Annotated in this window: 20 protein-coding genes; 5 read left to right on the top strand and 15 right to left on the bottom strand. The window is 73.0% G+C overall.

Annotated elements, in window-relative coordinates; all coding sequences use genetic code 11:
* Positions 1–196: 196 nt before the first annotated feature.
* The gene (locus AB0M29_RS19590) at positions 197–1,768 is read right to left on the bottom strand and encodes a hypothetical protein (RefSeq protein WP_365384113.1); all 1,572 of its coding nucleotides are present in this window, start codon (positions 1,766–1,768) and stop codon (positions 197–199) included.
* 240 nt (positions 1,769–2,008) lie between these two features.
* Positions 2,009–3,478 (bottom strand): carboxylesterase family protein, encoded by a 1,470-nt coding sequence (locus AB0M29_RS19585; RefSeq protein ID WP_365384111.1) that lies wholly within the window; start codon positions 3,476–3,478, stop codon positions 2,009–2,011.
* A 123-nt stretch (positions 3,479–3,601) separates the two neighbouring features.
* Here AB0M29_RS19585 and AB0M29_RS19580 point away from each other — a divergent pair, with 123 nt between their 5' ends.
* A complete protein-coding gene (locus AB0M29_RS19580; protein WP_365384109.1) occupies positions 3,602–4,933 on the top strand; it encodes a hypothetical protein in 1,332 nt (443 codons plus the stop codon).
* A 28-nt stretch (positions 4,934–4,961) separates the two neighbouring features.
* On the opposite strand, the gene AB0M29_RS19575 is transcribed toward AB0M29_RS19580, so the two are convergent.
* The gene (locus AB0M29_RS19575; protein WP_365384107.1) at positions 4,962–5,438 is read right to left on the bottom strand and encodes a DoxX family protein; all 477 of its coding nucleotides are present in this window, start codon (positions 5,436–5,438) and stop codon (positions 4,962–4,964) included.
* 145 nt (positions 5,439–5,583) lie between these two features.
* Between AB0M29_RS19575 and AB0M29_RS19570 the strand changes: the two genes are divergently transcribed.
* Positions 5,584–6,198, top strand: a complete 615-nt coding sequence (locus AB0M29_RS19570) for a pyridoxamine 5'-phosphate oxidase family protein (RefSeq protein WP_365384105.1) — start codon at positions 5,584–5,586, stop codon at positions 6,196–6,198.
* 154 nt (positions 6,199–6,352) lie between these two features.
* Positions 6,353–7,699: a hydrolase gene (locus AB0M29_RS19565; RefSeq protein WP_365384103.1), complete on the top strand. Its 1,347-nt coding sequence runs from the start codon at positions 6,353–6,355 to the stop codon at positions 7,697–7,699.
* A gap of 57 nt (positions 7,700–7,756) precedes the next feature.
* Here AB0M29_RS19565 and dapD read toward each other — a convergent pair whose 3' ends face one another.
* The gene (gene dapD / locus AB0M29_RS19560) at positions 7,757–8,737 is read right to left on the bottom strand and encodes a 2,3,4,5-tetrahydropyridine-2,6-dicarboxylate N-succinyltransferase (RefSeq protein WP_365384101.1); all 981 of its coding nucleotides are present in this window, start codon (positions 8,735–8,737) and stop codon (positions 7,757–7,759) included.
* A gap of 320 nt (positions 8,738–9,057) precedes the next feature.
* Positions 9,058–10,284: an MFS transporter gene (locus tag AB0M29_RS19555; RefSeq protein WP_365384100.1), complete on the bottom strand. Its 1,227-nt coding sequence runs from the start codon at positions 10,282–10,284 to the stop codon at positions 9,058–9,060.
* A 147-nt stretch (positions 10,285–10,431) separates the two neighbouring features.
* Between AB0M29_RS19555 and AB0M29_RS19550 the strand changes: the two genes are divergently transcribed.
* On the top strand, positions 10,432–11,325 hold the full coding sequence (locus AB0M29_RS19550) for a winged helix-turn-helix transcriptional regulator (protein WP_365384098.1): 894 nt from the start codon (positions 10,432–10,434) through the stop codon (positions 11,323–11,325).
* A gap of 8 nt (positions 11,326–11,333) precedes the next feature.
* Here AB0M29_RS19550 and AB0M29_RS19545 read toward each other — a convergent pair whose 3' ends face one another.
* Together AB0M29_RS19545 and AB0M29_RS19540 are read right to left on the bottom strand one after the other, a co-directional pair.
* A complete protein-coding gene (locus AB0M29_RS19545) occupies positions 11,334–13,118 on the bottom strand; it encodes a DUF2264 domain-containing protein (RefSeq protein ID WP_365384096.1) in 1,785 nt (594 codons plus the stop codon).
* Positions 13,119–13,226: 108 nt separating this feature from the next.
* Complete coding sequence (locus tag AB0M29_RS19540; RefSeq protein ID WP_365384094.1) at positions 13,227–16,229, bottom strand: helix-turn-helix domain-containing protein; 3,003 nt, start codon at positions 16,227–16,229, stop codon at positions 13,227–13,229.
* Positions 16,230–16,374: 145 nt separating this feature from the next.
* Between AB0M29_RS19540 and AB0M29_RS19535 the strand changes: the two genes are divergently transcribed.
* Positions 16,375–16,569 carry a hypothetical protein gene (locus AB0M29_RS19535; RefSeq protein ID WP_365384092.1) on the top strand — a complete coding sequence of 65 codons (195 nt, stop codon included), beginning with the start codon at positions 16,375–16,377 and terminating at the stop codon, positions 16,567–16,569.
* A 94-nt stretch (positions 16,570–16,663) separates the two neighbouring features.
* Here the strand turns inward: AB0M29_RS19535 and AB0M29_RS19530 are convergent, their stop codons facing one another.
* The 8 genes from AB0M29_RS19530 to AB0M29_RS19495 all read right to left on the bottom strand — a co-directional run bounded on the left by AB0M29_RS19530 (position 16,664) and on the right by AB0M29_RS19495 (position 23,344).
* The gene (locus tag AB0M29_RS19530; RefSeq protein ID WP_365384090.1) at positions 16,664–17,011 is read right to left on the bottom strand and encodes a metal-sulfur cluster assembly factor; all 348 of its coding nucleotides are present in this window, start codon (positions 17,009–17,011) and stop codon (positions 16,664–16,666) included.
* Positions 17,008–17,481: a Fe-S cluster assembly sulfur transfer protein SufU gene (gene sufU, locus AB0M29_RS19525; RefSeq protein WP_365384088.1), complete on the bottom strand. Its 474-nt coding sequence runs from the start codon at positions 17,479–17,481 to the stop codon at positions 17,008–17,010. Before sufU ends, AB0M29_RS19530 begins: the two co-directional genes overlap by 4 nt.
* Positions 17,482–17,494: 13 nt before the next feature.
* The gene (locus AB0M29_RS19520; protein WP_365384270.1) at positions 17,495–18,742 is read right to left on the bottom strand and encodes a cysteine desulfurase; all 1,248 of its coding nucleotides are present in this window, start codon (positions 18,740–18,742) and stop codon (positions 17,495–17,497) included.
* A 26-nt stretch (positions 18,743–18,768) separates the two neighbouring features.
* Complete coding sequence (sufC, locus tag AB0M29_RS19515) at positions 18,769–19,560, bottom strand: Fe-S cluster assembly ATPase SufC (RefSeq protein WP_365384086.1); 792 nt, start codon at positions 19,558–19,560, stop codon at positions 18,769–18,771.
* A gap of 4 nt (positions 19,561–19,564) precedes the next feature.
* Positions 19,565–19,894 (bottom strand): non-heme iron oxygenase ferredoxin subunit, encoded by a 330-nt coding sequence (locus tag AB0M29_RS19510; protein ID WP_365384084.1) that lies wholly within the window; start codon positions 19,892–19,894, stop codon positions 19,565–19,567.
* Positions 19,894–21,060: a Fe-S cluster assembly protein SufD gene (sufD, locus tag AB0M29_RS19505; protein WP_365384082.1), complete on the bottom strand. Its 1,167-nt coding sequence runs from the start codon at positions 21,058–21,060 to the stop codon at positions 19,894–19,896. The genes AB0M29_RS19510 and sufD overlap by 1 nt, the downstream gene beginning before the upstream one ends.
* Positions 21,061–21,143: 83 nt before the next feature.
* Positions 21,144–22,565, bottom strand: coding sequence for a Fe-S cluster assembly protein SufB (sufB, locus tag AB0M29_RS19500; RefSeq protein ID WP_365384080.1), 1,422 nt, complete (start codon positions 22,563–22,565; stop codon positions 21,144–21,146).
* Entirely contained in the window at positions 22,562–23,344 is a 783-nt protein-coding gene (locus tag AB0M29_RS19495; protein WP_365384079.1) for an ArsR family transcriptional regulator, read from the bottom strand. The genes sufB and AB0M29_RS19495 overlap by 4 nt, the downstream gene beginning before the upstream one ends.
* Between the last annotated feature and the right edge of the window lie 122 nt (positions 23,345–23,466).

Raw genomic sequence — 23,466 nt, 5'->3', positions numbered from 1 at the left:
AACTCCTTAGGTCGCGCGGTGACATGCAGCGCCGCCACGCTCCCGCTCCCCGGCCAACACCGCGTGAACGATGCGCGACCGCGAAAGGGACGCCCTCAGAGCAGACCAAGAATTCGTAAAGAGCCATCCAAGGGATGGTCATGGCGCGCCGCCGTCCGGTGCGGGCGTGAACGGCGGGCGCGCCGCGGGCGAGGGCTCAGGTCGTCGAACCGCCCGTGCGGGAGCGGGCCTTGAAGGCGGCCTTACGCGCGTCCTTGGCGGCCTTGCGGTCGGGGTGCAGGCGGCCCATCGCCTCCAGGACGTCGGCGGTGGCCGGGTGCTCGACTCTCCAGGCGGCGTCGAAGAAGCCGTCGTGGCGGGCGACGAGGTCGCGGACCAGGTCGGCGAGGAGCTCGGGGGCGTCGTCGGCGGCGAGTTGGGCGGCCAGGGTGTCGATGGTGAGCCAGAAGACCATGTCGGCGTCGGGCGCGGGGATGTCGGAGGCGCCGGTCTCGGTCAGCCAGACCCGGGCCAGACCGCCGAGCTGGCGGTCGTCCAGGACCTCGCGCAGCGCGGGCTCCGCCTCGGCGCCGAGCAGGGTGAGCGTCTGCTGGCAGATCAGCCGGCGGCCGGGCGCCCCGGCGTCGTCGCCGCGGCCCGCGGCCAGCAACTCCCGTGCGGCGTCGGCCGGTTTGCGGTCCGCCAGCCAGAACTCCGCCTCGGCGCGGGCCGCCTGGTCGGGGTAGGAGGTGAGCGCGTCGAGCAGTTCGGTGGCGGGCGCGCCCGCCAGATCGCCGACGGCGGGGGCGTGCGCCCCGGCGTCCCGCAGCCGCTCGCGCATCCCGTGCACGCCCAGCGGGGTGAGCCGGACCAGGCCGTAGCGGGAGATCTCCTCGGGACCGAGCTCGTCGCCGTCGGAATCGTCCTCGGCGCCGAAGCCGGCGGCCTCGGCGCCCTCGGGCTGCTCCGCCTCCTCGATCAGCGCCTCGTCGACCGGCTGGTAGTCCAGCAGCCCGGTGGGCGCCAGCAGCCGGAAGTGCTCGTCGAGGCGCATCATCACCTCGGTGACCTCTTCGAGCACGGCGTCGCTGGGCTGCTCCATGTCGTCCGGTACGACCAGCGACGCGGCGAGCACCGGCAGCGGCACATCGGACCGTCCGGCGTCGTCACCGGCGGCGCCCTCGTCCATGGCCATCAGGGCGTAGAGGTTGGCGAGCGCGCTGTCGAGGAACTCGGCCTCCTCCTCGGGGTCCCAGTCCAGCTCGTCCAGTACGGAGCCCTCGCCGTCGTCGAGCACGTCGCGCAGGCTCTCGTAGTCGGGTGCGGCGGCCTCGGCGAGCGCGGACTCGGCGGCGGCCAGCCAGACGTCGAGCACGTCCTGCGGGTCGCCCGCCTCCACCCGGCGGTACGCCTCACCGGGCACCGCCCGGCCCGCGACCTCGCCGAGCGGGGTGGACTCCTCGGCCTGCTCGTCGATCTCCAGCGTCAGCAGGCCGGTGTCGACCGCCACGCCCCACGCCTGCGCGGTCTCCGCGAGCGCGGCCTCCTCGGCGTCCTCTTCCTCGCCCGAGGCGGCGGCCGACGCCTCGGAGAGCAGACCGAGTGCGGCGGCGGCCTCCCGCAGCTCGCCCTCCAGCAGCTCCCCCATCGCGTCGACCTGGCGGTGCGGGGCGGCCCAGCCGGCCAGCCGCAGCGCACGGTCCAGCAGCGGCACCGTGAGGGCGAGCCGCGCCAGGTCGTCCGCGGGGAGCAGCCGCACGGGCGGCAGGACGAGAGGGCCTTCGGACATGGGAGGGGCTCCAATACGGCGGGTCGGACGGCAGTGGGCGGATCGGTACGCACCGGTGGGCGCTCCGGTCCACGCACACTCAGCGTAGGCCCTTCGCGACCCGTCCCGTCCGCCGTCGGCCCGGCCCGGCGGCGCCCGGCGGCCCGCCGCGACCACGGTTCATCCGCCCGTACGAGCGCGTTCGGCTCCCGCCCATGTCCCGGCCGCCCGCGGCGGCCGCTCACCGCTGCCGGCGGACCCTCAGCGCACCCCGTCCCACAGCGCCCGCTCGGCGGCCCGCGGGTCGCTCACCACCTGGGGTTTCGCGAGGTCGTCGCCCACCCCGAAGACCATGGTCGTCCGGTCCCTGACGTCGTACGCCGCCCAGCCGGGGTCGCCGGTGGCGGCGAAGGCCACCCAGGCGGCGTGCATGGCGTCGGCCAGCGGCTGCGGCGGATCGGTGCCGATCAGCTCCGAGTCACCGGCCACGGCGAGGTTGTCGAAGACGAAGGGGATCTCGGTGGCGTGGGCCGCGCCCATCAGACCGCCGCAGGCGGGCGAGCGCCGGCCGAACTCGTAGAGGTGGGCCCGCGGCGCCGCCTCCGCGAGCCGGATCGCGGGCATCCGGAAGAACCAGTCGGTGACGACGGCCGAGAGCAGATCGCCGGGTGCGGCACCGGGCCTGGCCTCGCGGTAGACGGGCAGGTCGCGGTCCGGGTCGAGTCCGTGCCGGGCGGCACCGGCCCGCAGCCGGCGCTCGTCGACATGGCCGAGGATGCCGGTGGGGACCATGAAGAGCCGGTACTCCTCGGTGTTGCTGCCGAGGAGCAGCGCCACCGGGGAGTCGGGTCCCGGCAGCAGGCCCGGGGTCTCCGAGACCGGCTCGAACGGCATCGCGTTGAGCGCCGCCTCGCCCCACACCTCCGGGGCCTGGTGGGTGGCGAGTTCGGCCCGCAGCTCGGCCTGCCCCGCCAGCAGCCGGTCCATCGGCACGGTCGCCAGGCCCTCGGCGGTGGGCTCGACGCCGAAGCGGGCCGCGAAGTGCGCGGCGATCCGGCGGGCGGTGGCCTGCCGGATCGTGTGGTGCGCGGCGCCGCTCTGCAGGATCGCGCGGTGGAACAGCCCACGGGCGGCGGGCGTGGTCAGCAGCACCCCGATGCTCATGGCGCCCGCCGACTCGCCGAAGACCGTGACCCGGCCGGGGTCGCCGCCGAACGCGGCGATGTTGTCGCGGACCCACTCCAGGGCGGCGATCTGGTCGAGCAGCCCGCGGTTGTCGGGCGCGTCCGGCAGGGAGAGGTAACCCTCCACGCCCAGCCGGTAGTTGACGGTCACGCACACCACGCCGTCGCGGGCGAAAGCGGCGCCGTCGTACCCGGGCAGCGAGCCGGCGCCGTTGACGAAGGCGCCGCCGTGCAGCCACACCATCACCGGTGCCCGGCCGTCCGTGCCCGGCGTCCAGACGTTGAGGTTGAGGCAGTCCTCGCCCGGCAGGGACGGGTCCGGCAGCACCCGGTCCATCGGCGGCGGATACGGCCCCTTGGGCGCGGTCGGCCCGTACGCGGTGGCGTCGCGCACCCCGTCCCAGGCGGGTACGGGCCGCGGCTCCCGGAACCGGTGCGGGCCGAACGGCGGTGCGGCGTAGGGGATCCCGCGGAAGACGGCCACTCCCCCGGCGCCGTGGGTGCCGCGTACCGCGCCCTGCCGGGTGGTGCACACCGGTGCGTCCATGCCGTCGGCCTCTCCCTCGTCGGTAGCCGTAGCCGTACCCCCTCTCAACATACCGGTCGGTCGGTATGACAGGGGAGGGCGCCGCGCTTGCGTGGCGGTGCGGCCGGGCGACAGGCTGGGGCCGTGAGCGACGCGGCGGGGGACGTGCGGCGGATGACGGCTGAGTTCATGGCCGCGGTGGGGGTACGGCAGACGCTGGCGGTACTGCTGCCGGTGCGGCTGGTGGCGGATCCCCCCTGCGAGGCGGACCACGCGGACACCGGCGACCCCGCGGCCGGATCGCCGTGGCGGAAGGGGCCGATGCCGTTCGCGGTGGCCTCGCGGGTCTCCGACACCGCGGCGCGGCGGCGGCTGTTCACCCCGGCCGCGGCCCGCGCGCTGTACGACCGGCGCTGGCACCGCGTGATGTCGCTGACCCGGGGCGCGCTGCGCGTCGACGGCCTCGAACTGCTGCGGACGCCGACCGCGAAGTCACCGCACCAGGCGCTGGCCATCGCGCACTTCACGCTGACCGGCGAGCCGCTGCTGCCGCTGCTGCGGTCGATCAGCCATCGGCGCGGGTCGGACCCCGACCCGCTGTCCGGGGCGTTCGACCCGGCCGAACTGCTGGCGGGGGTGGCCGATCCCGCGCCGGCGCAGTCGCCGTTCGCGCTGGCCCGGCCGTACACGGTGGTGTTCCTCACCCCGGGGACCGGTCCCTCGGCGGCGCTGCGCGACCCGTCGACCGGGGAACTGCCCGTCGGCGCTGACTGGTTGCTGCGGTCGCTGGCCGCCCGCGCCACCCCCGACGACCTGCCGCTGGCCCCTGAGGTGGTGGCCGAGGTGCGCGAGCAGGCGGGCCGGATATCGGCGGACTGGAGCGCCCTGGTGCTGCGCCAGGGCGCCGCCTTCCTCGGCCACCGGCCGGACACCGGCAGCGGCGACTTCTTCGACTTCGCCGCGCTCAACGCCCGCTGCACCTACCTCGACGCGCTGCTGCTGGGCACCGTGCAGCGCGACCACATCGAGGAGTTGACCGACGATCTGTCGGCGGTCTTCGAGGGCCCGGGACTCGCCCGCAGGGTGGCGGCGCTGGAGCAGCGCATCGCGCTGTTCCGCAGCACCTACTGGCGCCAGCACCTCAACGCGCACGGCCCGGCCAACGACATCCTGCTCGCCTTCCAGGCCCGGCACCGGCTGCCCGAACGGTTCAGCCAGGTCCTCGCCGAGGCCGCCGACTACGCGCGGCTGGTGCAGACCCAGGAGAGCCAGCAGATCGCGGGCGCCCTCGGCGTCCTCACCGTCCTCGGCCTGCCGCTGGGCACCGCGCTGTCCGTCCTGCAGGTGCTCGGCGACTCCGACCCCTGGCACCTGGCCCTCGCGCTGACCGCCTCGCTCGCCGCCACCGCCGCCGCCCTCACCACCCGCTACGGCCGCCTGGTCCTGTCCTCGCTGCGCGGCGGCCGCCGCCGCTGACCGCGGTACGGTCCCGCGGCTCAGCAGTTCAGCGGCGCAGTCCGAGCCGGGCCAGCAGCGCCGGGGTGCTGTCCCGGCGGGCCCAGGCGATGACGGCCAGCGGCAGTATGAGGATGACCGGGGTGGCCGCGTGCTCCCCGTGGAAGACGGTGACCTGGGTGACGGTGGCGCAGACCATCAGGCCGATCATCGCGAGCGCGGCCACCTGGTAGAGCAGCGGGACGACCAGGGCGACCGCGCCCGCGAACTCCAGCGCGCCGGTGAGGTACATGAACCAGTCGCCGAAGCCGATCTTGTCGAACGAGTCGGCCGCGGCGCGCAGGCCCAGCAGCTTCGGGGTCGCGCTGGCGAACGCGTAGAAGAGCGCGAGCACGATCTGCAGGCCGAGCAGCGCGGTGTGCGCCCGGTCGCGGCGGGCGGGGGCGCCGGTGGCGCCCGGGACGGCACCCGGGGTCGTGTTCAGGGTGGTGGCGTCGGTGGCGGTGCCTGCGGTGGCGTGGGACACGGTGAACTCCTCGGTCGGGGACTGCGCTTGTCGCTGTCACAGGGATGGACCGGAGGGACTGCCACAACTCATCGGTGCCGCGGGAACCGCGGCGGTAGAGTGTGAGTTCCTCGGAGAAACCCACACGGCAGGGGGCGTACGGCGTATGCGCGAGATCAGTGGAGAGGCCGAACTGCGGGAACTGCTCGGGGAACCGACGCAGGCCGCGCTCGACAAGAGCCGTGACCGGCTGCACGCGCTGGACGTGGATTGGCTGGAGGCGGCGCCGTTCTGCCTGATGGCCACCGCCGCCGCGGACGGCACCTGCGACGTCTCGCCCAAGGGCGACCCCGCCGGGTTCACCGTGGTGCTCGACGACCGCACGATCGCCCTCCCCGAGCGGCCCGGCAACCGCCGCGCGGACGGCTTCCGCAACATCCTGTCCAACCCGCACATAGGGCTGCTCTACTTCATCCCCGGCCGCGGCGACACCCTGCGGATCAACGGCCGCGCCCGGCTGCTGAGCGACGCGGACTTCTTCGACCGCATGGTGGTCAAGGGCCACCGGCCGAAGGTGGCGGTGCTGGTCGAGATCGAGGAGGTCTTCCACCACTGCTCGAAGGCGTTCCTGCGCAGCGCCCTGTGGAAGCCGGAGAGCTGGCACCCGGAGGCGATGGCCTCCCGGGCGCTGATCTCGCGGACGCTGGAGCGCAAGGGCGAGTCGCTGGAGGCCCTGGAGGCGTACTACGGGCCGTCGTACGCGGAGAACATCTACCGCTGACGTGCGCGGCTGCCGTCATCCGGCCGCCGCTGCGGCGAGGAGCGGTCAGGGCAGTTGGGGGCACCCTCCCCGCAGACCGGAGGCCACCGGAGCGGTACCGTGTGCGGCACAGCGATCGCCCGTGTCCGATCGCTGATCCGACAAGGGGGGTTCCATGAAACACCGTCGCCCGCGCCCGCCGCGAAGAGTGCTCGCCAGAGCGGTCGGTACGGCGGGTGCGCTGGCTGTCGCGCTGGGCGCGGGGGTGACACCGGCGATGGCCGCCGGGAAGGTGTCCGGCGAGTCCGCGACCACCGGGTCCTCGCCCGACGAGCCCGACGCGAGCGCGCCCTGGGCACCCGAGAACGACGAGCTGCCGCTGGACCACAAGGCCGTCCACCCCGAGGCGTTCTCCTTCGGCCTGGGCGGGTCCCCTCTGCAGCTCACCATGCCCGCGACGACCGGGCCGTACAGCGTGGGCATGGTCGGCCTGCACCTCGTCGACAAGTCCCGTCCGGACCCGTACGTGCCGGGCAGCAAGTCCCGCGAAGTGATGGTGTCGCTGTGGTACCCGGCGACCTCCACGTCCGGGCACTACCAGGCGCCGTGGGAGCCGTCGATCTCCGGCGCCCACTTCCTCGCCACGCGAGGACTGTCGACGGGCCTGGTGACCCTGCCGAGGACCGCGGGCCATGTCCTCGCCCCGCTGAACTCCAAGCTCGGCAAGCTGCCCGTCCTGCTGTACTCGACCGGGCTGCACTCGGACCGCTCGATGGGCACCGCGCTCGCCCAGGAACTCGCCAGCCGCGGATACCTCGTCGTCACCGTCGACCACACCCACGACGCCAACGAGGTGCAGTTCCCCGGGAACCGGCTGGAGGTCAACAGGATGCCGGCGGGCACCCACTCCTCCGACACGCTCAAGGTGCGCGCGGCCGACATCAAGTTCGTCATCGACCAGCTGGACGCCATCAGCAAGGGCGGCAACCCGGACCCCGGCCACCCCACGCTCCCCACGGGGCTGTCGAAGGCCGTGGACATGGCCCACATCGGGATGTTCGGCTGGTCGCTGGGGGGCGCCGCGGTCGACACCTCCATGCAGCTCGACCACCGCATCGCCGCCGGGGCCAACCTGGACGGCCAGTTCTTCGGCACGGCGCCGAGCAAGGACCTGGACCGCCCGTTCATGCTGTTCAGCTCCGGCACCCACAACCGCAACAACGACTCGTCGTGGCGCACGCTGTGGCCGCACCTGAAGGGCTACCACGTCGACATCCAGCTCCACGGCGCGGCGCACCAGTCGTTCAGCGACAACGAGTGGATGGTGCCGCAGGAGGCGCGGCTGCTCGGGCTCTCCCAGTACCAGCTGCAGCAGCAGTTCGGCACGATCGATCCCGACCGGGCGGTCAAGGTCCAGTCCGACTACCTCACCGCCTTCTTCGACCAGGAGCTGCGCGGCAAGCACAGCGCGCTGCTGGACGGGCCGTCCAAGAGCTACCCGGAGATCTCCTTCGTCAAGTGACCGGACACGACGAAGGGCGGGCCCGGTGCGCGGGCCCGCCCTTCGTCGTGTCGGTGGTCAGTTGTGGCTGTGCAGGGCCGCGTTGAGGCCACCCCAGGAGCCGGTGCGCTGGAGCACCTCGACCCGGCCGGAGGTGGAGTTGCGGCGGAAGAGCAGGTTGTCGGCGCCGGACAGCTCCAGTGCCTTGACGACCTGGCCGTCCGGGAGGGTGACGCGGGTGCCGGCGGTGACGTACAGACCCGCCTCGATCACGCAGTCGTCGCCCAGCGCGATGCCCAGGCCCGACTCGGCGCCGAGCAGGCAGCGGCGGCCGACCGAGACGACCTGCGTGCCGCCGCCGGACAGGGTGCCCATGATGGACGCGCCGCCGCCGACGTCGGAACCGTCGCCGATGACGACGCCCTGCGAGATGCGGCCCTCGACCATGGAGGTGCCCAGGGTGCCCGCGTTGAAGTTGCAGAAGCCCTCGTGCATCACGGTGGTGCCGGAGGCGAGGTGGGCGCCCAGGCGCACCCGGTCGGCGTCGGCGATACGGACGCCGGAGGGCACCACGTAGTCCGTCATGCGCGGGAACTTGTCCACGCCGTACACCGCCAGGTGCAGGCCCTCCGCGCGGGCGGCCAGCCGGGCGGCCTCGACGCCGGACACCGGCACCGGGCCGATCGAGGTCCAGGCCACGTTGGCCAGCAGGCCGAACAGCCCTTCCAGGTTCTGCGCGTTGGGCCGCACCAGGCGGTGGCTGAGCAGGTGCAGCCGCAGATAGGCGTCGTGCGCGTCCAGCGGCTTGTCGTCGGTCGACGCGATGACCGTACGCACCGCCACGACCTCGACGCCCCGCCGCGGGTCCGGGCCCAGCGCCTTGGGCGCGGCGGCGCCCAGCGCCTGCCCGGCCTCCTCCGCCGTCAGCCGCCGCGTCCCCGCGGGCTCGGCCTGCGCGGTCAGCTCGGGGGCGGGGAACCAGGTGTCCAGAACGGTGCCGTCGTCGGCGAGGGTGGCAAGGCCGACGCCAACGGCGCCGGGGGCACGAGAGTCAGTCATGCCCAGCACGCTAGCCCCTTACCCCCCGCCCCGCCCAACCGGTTCACCATCCGGTCGCCCGGGGGTGTCGCGACGGCCCCACCAGGGAGGTCTTCCAGCCCGGCAGCGCAGCACGCCACGCCGCCAGTGCGCGCACACCACCTCGGCAAGGCCGCGGGCCGCCTGGTCGCGCCTGCGCCGCATGGGCAGGTGGCCCGGCCTCGCAATGGCGGGCCGGCGTCACATTGGCCAGGCCCCGCACCGCATGGGCTGGGCCCCGCCGCCGGAGGCGGCCGCGGGCCGCCGCCAGGTCCGGACCGGGCCCGCCGCCAGGCGAAGCGTCACGCCTGTGCCCGCTCGCTGTCCGCCGCCACGGGCGGCACCTGCGGCGTACGGGCGACCGGCTCCTTCAGGGGGGCCGGGAAGCGCTGCGCGAGCAGGACGATCACTCCGGCGGCGGCGGCGAGGGCGGCGCACAGGGGCCAGAGGAGGGCGGGGGCAGCGGCGTAGAGGAGGGTGCCCAGGGGCGGGGCGAGGACGGTGCCGGTGGTGGACGCGCCCGCGTACAGGCTCTGAAAGCGGCCCTGCATCCCCGCGGGTGCGTGGTCGGCGACGTAGGCGGTGGCGGGGGTCTTGTAGAGGATCTCGCCGAAGGTCAGCAGGAGGAGCAGGGCGATCGCGGTGCCGGTGGTGGCGCCGAGGCAGAGCGCGGTGTAGCCGAGGCCGACGAGCACCAGCCCGGCGCCGATGATGCGCAGCGGTGCGGCCCGGCGCAGCGCCAGGGTCGCGGGGATCTCCAGGCAGAGGATGACGCCGCCGTTGACGGCGAGCAGGGCGCCGTAGAAGGCGGTGCCGAAGCCGTGGTCGGCGAGGAAGACCGGCAGCGTGGAGTACTGCTGGCGGTAGACGGTGTCGGTGACGACGATCGCCGCGAGCAGCACCAGCACCGCGGGCCTGGCCCGCAGTTCCGTCCACAGCCGCGGCCCGCCCGGCCCGGCGGCCGTCCGCCGGGCGGCGCCCCGCGCGGGCAGGATGCGGGCGGCGTAGGCGGCGAAGAAGAGCGTGCCCGCGCCGTCGGCGACGAAGAGCCAGCCGTACGAGAAGCGGGCGGCGATCAGCGCGCCGATCGGCGGGCCGAGGGTGAAGCCCGCGTTCGCGGCGAAGCGCATCACCGCGTATCCCTGGCGCCGAGCGCCTTCCGGCACCGAGACGGCGACCAGCGCGGAGTTGGAGGCGCGGACGGCGCCCGCGGCGTACTGCGCGACGGGCAGCACCACGAGCAGCGCGGCGGTCGGCAGCACCGGCAGCGCGATCAGCCCGGCGCCGCTGGTGGCCGCCGCGGTGACCAGGGTGCGGCGGTGCCCGTAGCGGTCGCCGAACCACCCGCCGGTGAAGTTGCCCGCGACCAGCCCCGCGCCGCCGATCCCGGCGATGAGCCCGGCCTGCGCGACGCCGAGCCCGCGCGGCCCGTTCAGGTAGAGCACCAGGTACACGAAGGTGTACGCGACCATCATGTTGGCGAAGCTGCCCGCCGCCAGCAGCCAGACGACCCTGGGCACGTCCCGCATGATGCTCCCCCCGCCGGGTAAGTTTCCTGTGGGAACTGACTTTCCCAGTCCGGTCGGCTAGGGTCAACGCACTTGTCGCGCGGCACCGATCACAGCGGCACCGATCACGGGCGCTCCCGGACGCTCACAGGCAGGGGTCACGCTCACATGGCACGCCGCACCGCTCCCACCGATCCGCACTGCGCCATCGCGTCCGCGCTCGACGTGGTCGGCGACTGGTGGACGCTGCTGATCGTCCGCGACACCGCGCGCGGGGTGCGCAGATTCGACGCCCTCCACAAGGAGCTGGGCGTCTCCCGCAAGGTGCTGGCCGAGCGGCTGCGGGAGATGGTGGCGGCCGGAATCCTGGAGCGGCAGCCGTACCAGAGCGGTCCGGTGCGGTACGAGTACGTGCTGACGCCGCGCGGCCGCGCCCTGCTGCCGGTGCTGATCGCGCTCCAGGACTGGGGCGACGGCTGGGTGCTGGGCGACGGTACGGCCACGGCGACGGCGGACGAGGGCTCGCGGGAGGCGCTGCGGGTGCGGGAGCTGGTCGGCACCCGGCTGCCCGAACTGCGGCTGCCGGGTGCCGGGGGGTCACTCGATCCGGTGGCGCCCGACATGCCTTTCACGGTGCTGTACTGCTTCCCCGGCGCCTACGCGCGGCCCGAGGCGTATCCGCCGGGCTGGTCCGCGGTCCCGGGCGCGCCCGGCTGCACCCTGGAGTCGTGCACCTACCGCGACCGGCTGGCCGACTTCACGGCGGCCGGGGCCGGTGTGCACGGGGTGAGCACCCAACGGCCGGACGAGCAGGAGGCGTTCGCCGCCAAGGAGCGGCTGCGCTTCCCGCTGCTGTCGGACGCCGGCCTCGAACTCACCGCCGCCCTGCGGCTGCCCACCTTCCGTACCGGCGGCGCGGTACGGCTCAAGCGGCTCACCCTCGTGGTGGACGCGGGCCGGACGGTCCGGGCCGCGCTCTACCCGATCACCGACATCGAGCAGAGCGTGGCGGCGGCGCTGGAGGCGGTCCGCACGGCCGCCGCCGCAGAGACGGTCCGCTAGCCCCCTGGTCAGACCACGGCGCCGGGCGGCACTTCCCAGGCGTCCGCGTCCTGCCCGGGCCCCGCGCCGAGCACCGCGCAGCGCAACCAGTGCTCGCCGGGCGGGAGTTCACCGGTCAGGGTGGGGACGACCGTCCTGCGGTGCAGCACATTGGTGCCGGGCATGACCTGGACGACCCGGCCGGTCCTGGTCCCGTCGAGGTCGCGCAGGCCGCTGAGTTCGCCGTCCGCGGTGACGGCGAGCGCGCTCGCGCCGGTCTCCTCGCGGCGCGCGAAACCGCCGTCCCGGTCGACCGCGAAGCCGCCCTCCGCCGTCCACAGCGGGCGGCCGGTGCGGACGCGGTGGGTCCGCAGGTGCCAGGGCGCCGCCGCGGTGAGCCAGGTGGTGATCTCGACGTCGGACCACGGGTGCCAGGTGCTGCTGACCGTGCCGTCCTCCCCCGTCACCGGGTCCGCGCACTCCTCCCGCACCCGGAAGTGCACCGGCTCGCCCGCGGCCGGGTCGTCGTCGCTGAGCGCGAGCATCGAGTCGTACGCCCCCTGCGCCAGGCCGTCCCGGTCGGCGGGCAGGCTGAAGCCGAAGCGGGTGGAGTAGGCGAACTTGCTGTACTTCGCCGCCCCGCCGCGCACCCAGGAGTGGTGCTGGCGCCCGCTGAGCAGCGTCACCTCGCCGCCGGAGCGCATCAGCACCGCGCCCGCGTGCGGCTGGCCGACGACCGCCGGCAGGCCGGCCGCGGGCGGCTGCTCGGCCGCCGTCCAGAACGGGTGCGTCTCGGGCAGCGCCAACGGCAGGAACGCCTTCATCGCCCAGTACGGCGACCCGGGGCCGTTGTACTGCTCGGCGACGGCCGGCTGCGGATAGCCGTAGCCGATGCTCAGCAGGCCCTCCGGCGAGGTGTGCGCCGCGCGCCCCCGCCACCAGCGCAGATGCCGCAGCAGCAGCCCCTTCGCCTCGCCCGGCGCGACGGCGTCCACCCCGGCGTAGGGCAGCGCGCCCCAGAACGCGCCCTGCGCGAACCGGTAGGTGAGGCTGCGGCCGAAGGGCACCGCGGCGCCGTCGTCGGCGAACCAGTGCCGGAACCCCGGGGCGAACTCCGCGGCGCGCTCGCGGAACCGGGCGGCGCGGGCGGGGTCCTCCTCACCGGCGAGCGCGGCGTACAGCAGCCCGTAGAAGTGCATCGCCCACGGGATGTAGTAGTCGCGCCGCTCGAAGTCGCCGTCGGCGTACCAGCCGTCGCCCAGCGCGTACGTCTCCAGCCGGTCCAGCCGGGCGTGGCGCGCCTCGCGGTCGTGGCGGAAGCCGACCCGGTCCAGGCCGAGGGAGACCAGCACGGGGAAGAAGTCCCAGTTGTTGGGCGGGGTCCCCCGAGGCAGGCAGCTCGCCAACCACCGGCCCACACGGTCGCGTTCGGCGCCGGTCAGCGGGTCCCACAGCCGCTCGGGTGCCAGCGCGAGGGCGAAGCCGATCGCGGCCATCTCGACGATCCGCTGGTCGAGGTCGCCGGGCACGCCCCAGAACTCGGGGTGCGCCGGATCGGTGCCCGCCGCCAGACCCCGCGCCCACACGTCCCAGTGCGCGAACTCCCCGCCCCCCGCGGCCAGCGGCGCCAGCCCCCACAACGGCCGTGCGTACCCCTCCAGATCAGCCGCGGTGTCATCGTGATGCGCGATGTTGACGCCCAGCCGGATCCTGGCCCCACCCGCACTGGCATACGCCACCAGCGGCTCGGTCACCTCCCGCACACACGCCTGCAGCCCACCCCGGCTCCCCGGTTCCCGCAACCCCTGGCCCATGCCTGGCCGCCCTCCACGGTCGGTCCCGATGTTGCGATAACTTTCGCAACTCCGCACGGGCGGCGTCAACGGCCTGGCACGGACAGGGGAGGCGGCTGCGTCCCGTCGTCAGCGGGCGGCGGACGGCGTACCGTCCGGGTCGAGACCCGCGGGCCAGAGCCATTCGAAGAACTCGGTGGAGGAGACGAAGAGGCTGCCTGCTCCGCCGTCGGCCGTCTGCCGGCGCGGACCGCGGCCCAGGAACGCGGCGAGCGGGCTGCGGCCGATCATCCCCGCGTCGACCGCCGCCTTCGCCAGCCGCTCGGCGGCGTCCCGGTCCCCCGCGTCGCCGCAGCGCAGGGCCAGCCCGGTCAGTGCCAGGGTGTCCCCGGCGTCGGCGGCCAGCCGCGCCAGCCGCTCGGCTTCCGCGAACCGGCCCACCCGGTCGCGTCGTCCGGCGAGTTCGGTGAGAGCCGCGGTGTTTCCGGCCTCCGCCGCCAGCAGCGCGAGCCGTTCCGCGGCCGCCGGCTCCCCCGCTGCCTCCCGCTGCGCGACCAGCCGCACCAGCGCCGAGGTGTTCCCGGTGCCGGCGACCAGCAGGGCGAGACGTTCGGCTTCGGCGTATGCGCCCTGCTCCCCGTGGTGCACCGCGAGCAGCGCCAGAGCGGACGCGTCCCCGGCGTCGGCGGCCATCCGCGCCAGGCGCTCCGCATCGCCCGGCTCACCCTCCGTGCGGCGCCGCTCGGCCAGCCAGTTCAGCGCCGCGGTGGTACCCGTCCGCAGCGCCTGGAGGGCGAGTTGCTCCGCCTCCTCCGGGTCACCGGCCGCGTCACAGAGCTGGACGAGCCGGGTCCACGCGGAGGCGTTCCCGGCCTCCGCGGCGAGCCGGAACAGGCGCCGGGCCTCGTCGTGCTCACCGAGCCGCTCGCGTCCGCGCGCGAGACGGGCCAGGGCGGCGGTGTCACCGGCGTCCGCGGCCAGGCGCAGCAAGCGCTCGGCCTGCGCGTGCTCGCCGGCTTCCGCGCGACGGTCGGCGAGCCAGTACAGGGCGGTCGTGTCACCGGCGTCCGCGGTCAGCCGCGCCAGACGCTCGGCCTCCGCGTGCTCGCCGTCCCGGTCCCGGCGTTGGGTCAGCCAGCGCAATGCGGCGGCATCGCCGACCGCCGCGGCCAGCAGCGCGATCCGCTCCGCCTCCTCGTACTCGCCCTGCTCGCCGCTGCGCTGGGCCAGCCAGTGCAGCTCAGCGGCGCTGCCCGTGTCCGCCGCCGTCCGGGCCAGCCGCTCGGCGTCCGCCGGTTCGCCCGCCCACGCCTGCCGCTGGGTGAGCCAGCGCAGTGCCGAGGCGTCACCGGCCGCCGCGGCCACCAGCGCGATCCGCTCCGCCTCGGCCAGGTCTCCCTCCTCGCCTCTGCGCTGCGCCAGCCAGCTCAGCGCGGACGTGCTGCCCGCGGCCGCGGCCGCGTTCGCCAGCCGCTCCGCCCGTGCGTGTTCCCCCCGCTTGTCACAGCGCCGGGTGAACCAGGTGAGCGCTCTGGGGTCGCCGGCCTCCGCGGCCGACCGGAACAGCCTTTCCGCCTCGGCGGGTTCGGCCGCCGCGCTCCGCTCCATGGCGAGCCGGGTCAATGACGCCGCGTCCCCCGCTTCAGCGGCCTTGTGCAGCAAGCACTCGGCCCAGTAGGTCCGTTGCCGCACCTCGGCGGCGTACGAGAGCGTGGCCAGGTCCTCCGGCCGGACGAGGTGGTCATGGGCGGCCTGCCAGAAGGACCGCCGGGGACAGCGCGCACGGCGGTCCTCACGCCCGTGCTGCTCGAGTGAGTCCGCCAGCCGGTAGACGGGTACCGCGTTGCCCGCCGCGGGCGGACCGTCGCGGCCCGCGCGCGGCCGGACACGGCGCAGGGGAGCGAGGTTGCCGTGGACGGTCTCCCCCAGCTCCGCGAGCGCCCGCTCCAGCCAGTTGTTGTCGAGGGCGTCGTATTCGTCGTCGCTCAGGTAGTCCTCGGCCGCCGCTTCCAGGAAGCCGATCGGCAGGGAGAGGCCGACGCCCAGCCGACGGGCGTCCATGGCCGCTTCGAGGATGGCGCGGGCGGGAGGCGACCCTGTGCGGTAGCGGTCCAGGAGCTGCGGGGCACCGGCGAGGTGCTGGGTCAGCCTCCCGTCGGGTGCGTGCCGCAGGGCGTCGGCGATCTGCCAGTCGCCGGTGGCGGCGAGCGCTCGCGCGGCCCGCATCGCCGGCTCGTCGAAACAGTGGGGCAGGGTGACGACCCGCCCGGCCAGTAACTCACGCACCCGGGGATGAACGTCCGCTTCCTCGGGGATGGGCAGCGCGGTGTAGGCGGCGGCGTACTGCGGCCACAGGGTGCACAGCACGAGGACCGGACCGGACCGCGGGTCGGTGAGGAGCGAGTGCAGCGCCGCGGCGATCCGTTCGCCCAGGCCGGAGGCGGCACCGAGGTAGTGCTGGGCCTCGTTCATCCACACCACGGTGCGCGGGCCGACGTTGCGAAGGTCGGCGAGGGCCGCTTCCGCGCGGCCCGGGTCGAACGGGTGCCACAGTGACCAGCCCCGTCCGGCGAGCGGCTGCACGGCCTCCCAGCAGGCCCGGGTCTTGCCGGTCGACGACGGCCCGACCAGCACCGCCATCTGGCTGCGACCGGACGCGGCGGCGGCCGCCAGGTCCGCGAGTTCCCGGTCGTGCGGCCGCACCACGTACGGCGGGAGCGGGGACTTGGTCCGTGACCGCCGCTGCTCTCCGGAGGCGCGGCGCTCCGCCCGGCGCGGCGGCGGGTCGGCTGCGGGATGCACCTCGAGGTCGAGGGGGTCCCACTCCGCGATCGGCCGGCCCGGACCGCTGGCAGGTACCGGGGCGGCCGCGTCGGTGCGGGCGGCGGCCCGCAGATCCAGCAGGGAGCGTACGTCGCGGTCCAGACCCAGCCCGTGTGCCAGCGCGGCCACCGTCTCCGTCGACGGTATCGGCCCGCCCGCCCGGAACGCCTCGCTCACCGTGGTGCGCCCCAGGCCGATCCGCTCCGCGAGCCGGGCCTTGGTGAGCCGCTTCGCGGCGCGAGCCTGCTCCAGACGGGCCCGCAGCTCGGCAAGGGCATCGGCCGGGTCCGGATACGGCTCAGCGCTCACCTCTCGCCCCCCGCCGCAGGTGTTGGACCACTTCGTGTGCTGCTGTTCACAGGTGTCCATCATCGTCCGGAACGAACCCCGGCGAACACTTTCCCGAGGAATCTTGCGGCCAGGCAATGGACCCGCACAGCAAGGGGATCGTCACATGTCCGACCACACCGCCGTCGTCGTGCTCGCCTGCGCGCTGATCGTCCTGGTGGCCGCGCTGGCCGGTGCCGCGGCGGCCTGCCTCGCCCGCCTGGATCACGCCAGCTATCCCGCGGCCGTCTGCCGCGCCGCGGTCGCCTTCACCGCGGTCCTCTCCCTCGCCACCGCGATCGCCGCGGTGCTCGTCGGCTGACGCGCCGGATGCCAGGCACCGGACACGCCGACGGGCGGCCACCACATCTCTGTGGTGGCCGCCCGTCGTGTGTCGCGGTGAGGCGTACGTCCGGTCAGACGTTGAAGCCGAGGGCGCGGAGCTGTTCGCGGCCGTCGTCGGTGATCTTGTCCGGGCCCCACGGCGGCATCCAGACCCAGTTGATCTTCAGGTCGCTGACGATGCCCTCGGTCGCGGACTGGGCCTGCTCCTCGATGACGTCGGTGAGGGGGCAGGCGGCCGAGGTGAGGGTCATGTCCAGGGTGGCGACGTTGGCGTCGTCCACGTGGATGCCGTAGATGAGACCGAGGTTGACCACGTCGATGCCCAGTTCGGGGTCGACGACGTCGTAGAGCGCCTCGCGGATCTCCTCCTCGGAGGCGGGCTTGAGCGCGGTGCCCGGGTTGCCGGCGGTGTCGGTCATGCGGACTCCTTCGGAGTTACGGCGCCGGAGCCGGACAGCGCCTGCGCGGTCGCGTCCTTCCACGCCATCCAGCTCAGCAGGGCGCACTTCACGCGCGCCGGGTACTTGGAGACGCCGGCGAACGCGACCGCGTCCTCCAGCACCTCCTCCATCGCGTCGTCCGGCTCGATCCGGCCCTTGGACTGCATCAGCTCCAGGAAGGTCTCCTGGATCTTCCGCGCCTCGGTCAGGTCCTTGCCGACCAGCAGGTCGTTCAGCACCGAGGCGCTGGCCTGGCTGATGGAGCAGCCCTGGCCCTCGTAGCTGACGTCGCCGATGACGGTGCCGTCCATCCGCACCCGCAGGGTGATCTCGTCACCGCAGGTCGGATTGACGTGATGCACCTCGGCCTGGCCGTCCCGCAGGCCGCGGCCGTGCGGGTGCTTGTAGTGGTCCAGGATCACTTCCTGGTACATCGAGTCGAGCTTCACAGCAGCACCACCATCACCCGAAGAAGTTCCGTACGTGCTCCAGTCCCTCGACCAGGGCGTCGACCTCGGCCGGGGTGGAATACAGATAGAACGACGCTCGCGTGGTCGCAGGAATTCCGTACCGCAGGCAGACCGGCCGCGCGCAGTGGTGGCCGACCCGGACCGCGATGCCCTGCTCGTCGAGCACCTGGCCGACATCGTGCGGGTGGATGTCGCCGAGGGTGAAGGAGATCGCGGCGCCGCGGTCCTCGGCCGTGGTGGGGCCGATGATCCGCAGGTCGGGGACCTCCAGCAGCCTGCTCACCGCGTAGTGGGTGAGGGCGTGCTCATGCGCGGCGATCTTGTCCATGCCGATCGCCGACAGGTAGTCCACGGCCGCGCCGAGGCCGACGGCCTGGGCGATCGGGGGCGTACCCGCCTCGAACTTGTGCGGCGCCGGGGCGTACGTCGAGGAGTGCATCGAGACGGTCTCGATCATCTCGCCGCCACCGAGGAACGGCGGCAGGTCCTCCAGCAGCTCCTGGCGGCCCCAGAGCACCCCGATGCCGGTCGGGCCGCACATCTTGTGGCCGGTGAAGGCCACGAAGTCGGCGCCGAGCCGCTGCACGTCCAGCGCCATGTGCGGCGCGGCCTGCGAGGCGTCGATGAGCACCAGCGCGCCGACGTCCTGGGCGCGGCGCACGATGGCCTCGACCGGGTTGACGGTGCCCAGGATGTTGGAGACCAGCACGAAGGAGACGATCTTCGTCTTCTCGGTGATGACCTGCTCGATGTCCGACAGGTCGAGCCTGCCGTCGTCGGTCAGGCCGAACCACTTCAGCTTCGCGCCGGTGCGCTGCGACAGCAGCTGCCACGGCACGATGTTGGAGTGGTGCTCCATCTCCGTGATGACGATCTCGGTCTCGCGGTCCACCCGGTAGGGCTCGTCGGCCCAGCCGAGCATGTTCGCCACGAGGTTCAGCGACTCGGAGGCGTTCTTGGTGAATATGACCTCGTCGCGGCTGGGCGCGTTGATGAAGGCGGCGACCTTGTCACGGGCGCCCTCGTACAGCGCGGTGGCCTCCTCGGCGAGGACGTGCACACCGCGGTGGACGTTGGCGTTGTACCGCTCGTAGTACCCGTTGAGGGCGTCGAGCACCTGCCGCGGCTTCTGCGAGGTCGCCGCGTTGTCCAGGTAGACCAGCTTGCGGTCGTCGTGGACCAGGCGGTCCAGGATCGGGAAGTCCTTGCGGATCGCCTCGGTGTCGAGGAGGCCGGGCAGCGTACGTCCGGTCGTCGAGGGAACTGTCACGCGACATCCTCCTTGGAGTTCGCCCCGCTCGCGGAGCCGCCCTTCACATAGGACTCGTAGCCCTCTTCCTCCAGCTTGTCCGCGAGCTCGGCACCGCCGGACTCGGCGATCCGGCCCTGCGCGAAGACATGCACGTAGTCGGGCTTGATGTAGCGCAGGATGCGCGTGTAGTGGGTGATCAGCAGGGTGCCGACCTCCCCGGACTCACGGACCCTGTTGACACCCTCGGAGACGACCCGCAGGGCGTCCACGTCGAGGCCGGAGTCGGTCTCGTCGAGGATGGCGATCTTCGGCTTGAGCAGTTCGAGCTGGAGGATCTCGTGGCGCTTCTTCTCGCCGCCGGAGAAGCCCTCGTTGACGTTGCGCTCGGCGAAGGCGGGGTCCATCTGGAGCCGCTCCATGGTCTCCCGCACCTCCTTCACCCAGGTGCGCAGCTTGGGCGCCTCGCCGCGGATCGCGGTGGCCGAGGTGCGCAGGAAGTTGGAGACGGAGACGCCGGGGACCTCGACCGGGTACTGCATGGCGAGGAACAGACCGGCGCGGGCGCGCTCGTCGACGCTCATCGCCAGCACGTCCTCGCCGTCGAGGGTGACGGTGCCGCCGGTGACGGTGTACTTGGGGTGGCCCGCGAGCGAGTAGGCGAGGGTCGACTTGCCGGAGCCGTTGGGGCCCATGATGGCGTGCGTCTCGCCCTGCTTCACGGTCAGGTCGACGCCGCGCAGGATCTCGCGGGGGCCGTTCTCGGCCTCGACGGTGACGCGCAGGTCGTGGATTTCAAGCGTGGCCATGTGCTCAGGACTCCTGGGTGACGGAGACGAGCACGTCGTCCCCAACGATCTTGACGGGGTATACGGGTACGGGCCGCGTGGCGGGCAGTCCCGACGGCTTTCCGGTGCGCAGGTCGAAGCTGGATCCGTGCAGCCAGCACTCGATCTGGCAGTCCTCGACCTCGCCCTCGGAGAGCGAGACGTTCGCGTGCGAGCAGATGTCGTTGATGGCGAACACCTCGCCCGCGGTGCGCACGACCGAGACCGGTACGCCGTCCAGCTCCACGCGGCGCGGCGTGTCGTCTTCCAGCTCGCTCAGGCCGCAGGCGCGGAGGAAGCCAGTGGGGGCGGTCATCAGACGGACGCCTCCAGTTCGGCGTCGATGCTCGCCATCAGACGCTCCTCCAGGTCGGGCAGGCCGATCTGCTGGACCAGCTCGCCGAAGAAGCCGCGGACCACCATGCGGCGGGCCTCGTCGGCGCGGATGCCGCGGGACTGCAGGTAGAAGAGCTGCTCGTCCTCGAAGCGGCCGGTCGCCGAGGCGTGGCCCGCGCCGACGATCTCGCCGGTCTCGATCTCCAGGTTGGGCACCGAGTCGACCCGCGCGCCGTCGGTGAGGACGAGGTTGCGGTTGAGCTCGTAGGTGTCGGTGCCCTCGGCCTCGGCGCGGATCAGCACGTCGCCGATCCAGACCGCGTGCGCGTCCCGGCCCTGCAGCGCGCCCTTGTACGTGACGTTGCTGCGGCAGTGCGGGGTGTCGTGGTCGATGAAGAGCCGGTGCTCCTGGTGCTGGCCCTCGTCGGTGAAGTACAGGCCGTACAGCTCGGCCTCGCCGCCGGGGGCGCCGTAGATCACCCGCGGGTGCAGCCGGACCAGGTCACCGCCGAAGGTGACGACGACGGACTTGTACGTGGCGTCCCGGCCGACGAGCGCGGTGTGCTGCGCCACGTGCACGGCCGTGTCGTCCCAGTCCTGCAGGCTGACGACGGTGAGCTTGGCGCCGTCGCCGACGAGGATCTCCACGTTGGCCGCGAGGGTGGCGTCCCCGGTGTGGTCGATGACGACCACGGACTCGGAGAAGGCGCCGGCCTCGATGATCTGGTGGCCGAAGACCGTGCCGCCCTCGCCGTGCACCGCGATCCTGACCGGCTCGGTGAGCACGGCGTTCTTCGGTACCGAGACGACCGAGGCCTTCTCGAAGGAGCTGAACGCCTGGGCCACGACCCGGTCGGCGGGCTTGCCCGCCCGGCCGACGCGGGCGTCGGTACGGTCCACGGTCTCCACGGTGACGCCCTCGGGCGCGGTCACCTCGACCCGCAGGCCGCCGGTGGCCTCCGCGGTGCCGTCGTGCAGGCCGCGCAGCCGCTCCAGCGGAGTGAAGCGCCACTCCTCCTCGCGACCGTGCGGCACCGGGAAGTCGGCCACGTCGTAGGACGGGGCCGCGCTGACCCGGGCGTCGGCGGGTTGACCCACCGTGATGGCACCGTCCGTGGTGCTGCCCGCAGGGATGTTGTCAGCCATGGCTTGTCGTACTGCTCACTTTCTGCCTTGTGGTGTTCGCTCGCGCGAGTGAGCCCGGGAAGGGCGGTGTACGGGGCCGGGGGCTAGCCGACCGCGCCTTCCATCTGCAGCTCGATCAGGCGGTTGAGTTCCAGGGCGTACTCCATCGGGAGCTCCTTGGCGATCGGCTCGACGAAGCCGCGCACGATCATCGCCATGGCCTCGAACTCGGTCATGCCGCGGCTCATGAGGTAGAAGAGCTGGTCGTCGGAGACCTTGGAGACGGTCGCCTCGTGTCCCATGGACACGTCGTCCTCGCGGACGTCGACGTACGGGTACGTGTCGGAGCGCGAGATGGTGTCGATGAGCAGGGCGTCGCAGAGCACGTTGGACTTGGATCCGGCGGAGCCCTCACCGATCTCGATCAGACCCCGGTAGGAGGTGCGGCCACCGCCGCGGGCCACCGACTTGGAGACGATGTTCGACGAGGTGTTCGGCGCCATGTGCACCATCTTGGCGCCCGCGTCCTGGTGCTGGCCCTCGCCCGCGAAGGCGATGGACAGGGTCTCGCCCTTGGCGTGCTCGCCCATCAGGTAGACGGCCGGGTACTTCATGGTCACCTTGGAGCCGATGTTGCCGTCGACCCACTCCATCGTGGCGCCCTCGTAGGCGACCGCGCGCTTGGTGACCAGGTTGTAGACGTTGTTCGACCAGTTCTGGATGGTCGTGTAGCGGCAGCGGCCGCCCTTCTTCACGATGATCTCGACGACCGCGGAGTGCAGCGAGTCCGACTTGTAGATCGGCGCGGTGCAGCCCTCGACGTAGTGGACGTAGGCGTCCTCGTCGACGATGATCAGCGTCCGCTCGAACTGGCCCATGTTCTCGGTGTTGATCCGGAAGTAGGCCTGGAGCGGGATCTCCACGTGCACGCCCTTCGGCACGTAGATGAAGGAGCCGCCGGACCACACGGCCGTGTTCAGCGAGGCGAACTTGTTGTCGCCCGCCGGGATCACGGTGCCGAAGTACTCCTGGAACAGCTCGGGGTGCTGCTTGAGCGCGGTGTCGGTGTCGAGGAAGATGACGCCCTGCTCCTCCAGGTCCTCGCGGATCTGGTGGTAGACGACCTCGGACTCGTACTGCGCGGCGACACCGGCGACCAGGCGCTGCTTCTCGGCCTCGGGGATGCCGAGCTTGTCGTACGTGTTCTTGATGTCCTCCGGCAGGTCCTCCCAGGACTCGGCCTGCTTCTCGGTGGACCGCACGAAGTACTTGATGTTGTCGAAGTCGATGCCGGAGAGGTCGGAGCCCCAGGTCGGCATGGGCTTCTTGCCGAAGAGCCGCAGGCCCTTCAGCCGCAGCTTCAGCATCCACTCGGGCTCGGACTTCTTGGCCGAGATGTCGCGGACGACGTCCTCGGAGAGGCCGCGCTTGGCAGACGCGCCCGCCACGTCGGAGTCGGCCCAGCCGTACTCGTACGTACCGATGCCTTCGAGCTCCGGGTGAGTGGTCTCCGTGGGAGCAGTCATGCGGGTTTCCTCCCGGACGTGCTGGTGGATGCTGATGAATCTGACAGGTCTGACGGATCGTGAACGGTGGTGCTCGCGTGGTTGGCCTGCGGGATGAACGTGGTGCACACCCCGTCGCCGTGGGCGATGGTGGCCAGCCGCTGCACATGGGTCCCGAGCAGGCGGGAGAAGACCTCGGCCTCCGCCTCGCAGAGCTGCGGGAACTGCTCGGCGGTGTGGGCCACCGGGCAGTGGTGCTGGCAGAGCTGCTCCCCGGCCGGGCCGGGGGCGCTACGCGCGGTAGCAGCGTACCCGTCCGCGGACAGGGCCCTGGCCAGCGCCTGAGCGCGGTCCTCGGGGGCCGCCGCCTCCACCAGGGGCCGGTAGCGCTCGGCCTGGCCGGCCACGCGGGCCCGGGCGAAGGCCGACACCGCGGCCTCGCCGCTCTCGCCACCGCCCGCGGATTCCGCGATCCAGTGCAGGGCGTCGGCGGCGAGCTGGTCGTACGCCTGGTCGAAGGCGTCCCGGCCGCAGTCGGTGAGTGCGAAGACCTTGGCGGGGCGGCCACGGCCACGGTGGCCGTAGACGCGCTGGTCCCTGGGCTCCACCACATTCTCGGCGTGGAGGGCGTCCAGGTGGCGGCGGACCGCGGCCTGGGTCAGGCCGAGCCGCTTGGCGACATCGGCGGCGGTCGAGGGACCGTGGTCCAGGATGGACCGGGCGACCCGGTTGCGGGTGCGCCGCTCTCCGGTCGTCTGCTCCTCCGCTGCCCGCTGGGCAGCGCCACCGCCGTATTCCACAACACCATTGTTGCGTAATTCCTCAGGAGCAGGCAAGCCGCCTCGGTCACGATCACGGTGTGCTGTGTCACTAAGGGTTGCCTAACCTCGCCCTGCCGCAAGAGCCGCGGGAAGCGCTACCT

The organism is Streptomyces sp. NPDC051976, assembly GCF_040680795.1.
Taxonomy (GTDB): domain Bacteria; phylum Actinomycetota; class Actinomycetes; order Streptomycetales; family Streptomycetaceae; genus Actinacidiphila.
This window is presented reverse-complemented; position numbering and strand designations above follow the sequence as displayed.

Coding starts and splice junctions, on each gene's coding strand:
- AB0M29_RS19590 (WP_365384113.1), bottom strand. CDS start 1,768: ATGTCCGAAGGCCCTCTCGTCCTGCCGCCCGTGCGGCTGCTCCCCGCG.
- AB0M29_RS19585 (WP_365384111.1), bottom strand. CDS start 3,478: ATGGACGCACCGGTGTGCACCACCCGGCAGGGCGCGGTACGCGGCACC.
- AB0M29_RS19570 (WP_365384105.1), top strand. CDS start 5,584: ATGCGCGAGATCAGTGGAGAGGCCGAACTGCGGGAACTGCTCGGGGAA.
- AB0M29_RS19565 (WP_365384103.1), top strand. CDS start 6,353: ATGAAACACCGTCGCCCGCGCCCGCCGCGAAGAGTGCTCGCCAGAGCG.
- dapD (WP_365384101.1), bottom strand. CDS start 8,737: ATGACTGACTCTCGTGCCCCCGGCGCCGTTGGCGTCGGCCTTGCCACC.
- AB0M29_RS19555 (WP_365384100.1), bottom strand. CDS start 10,284: ATGCGGGACGTGCCCAGGGTCGTCTGGCTGCTGGCGGCGGGCAGCTTC.
- AB0M29_RS19550 (WP_365384098.1), top strand. CDS start 10,432: ATGGCACGCCGCACCGCTCCCACCGATCCGCACTGCGCCATCGCGTCC.
- AB0M29_RS19545 (WP_365384096.1), bottom strand. CDS start 13,118: ATGGGCCAGGGGTTGCGGGAACCGGGGAGCCGGGGTGGGCTGCAGGCG.
- AB0M29_RS19535 (WP_365384092.1), top strand. CDS start 16,375: ATGTCCGACCACACCGCCGTCGTCGTGCTCGCCTGCGCGCTGATCGTC.
- AB0M29_RS19530 (WP_365384090.1), bottom strand. CDS start 17,011: ATGACCGACACCGCCGGCAACCCGGGCACCGCGCTCAAGCCCGCCTCC.
- sufC (WP_365384086.1), bottom strand. CDS start 19,560: ATGGCCACGCTTGAAATCCACGACCTGCGCGTCACCGTCGAGGCCGAG.
- AB0M29_RS19510 (WP_365384084.1), bottom strand. CDS start 19,894: ATGACCGCCCCCACTGGCTTCCTCCGCGCCTGCGGCCTGAGCGAGCTG.
- sufD (WP_365384082.1), bottom strand. CDS start 21,060: ATGGCTGACAACATCCCTGCGGGCAGCACCACGGACGGTGCCATCACG.
- sufB (WP_365384080.1), bottom strand. CDS start 22,565: ATGACTGCTCCCACGGAGACCACTCACCCGGAGCTCGAAGGCATCGGT.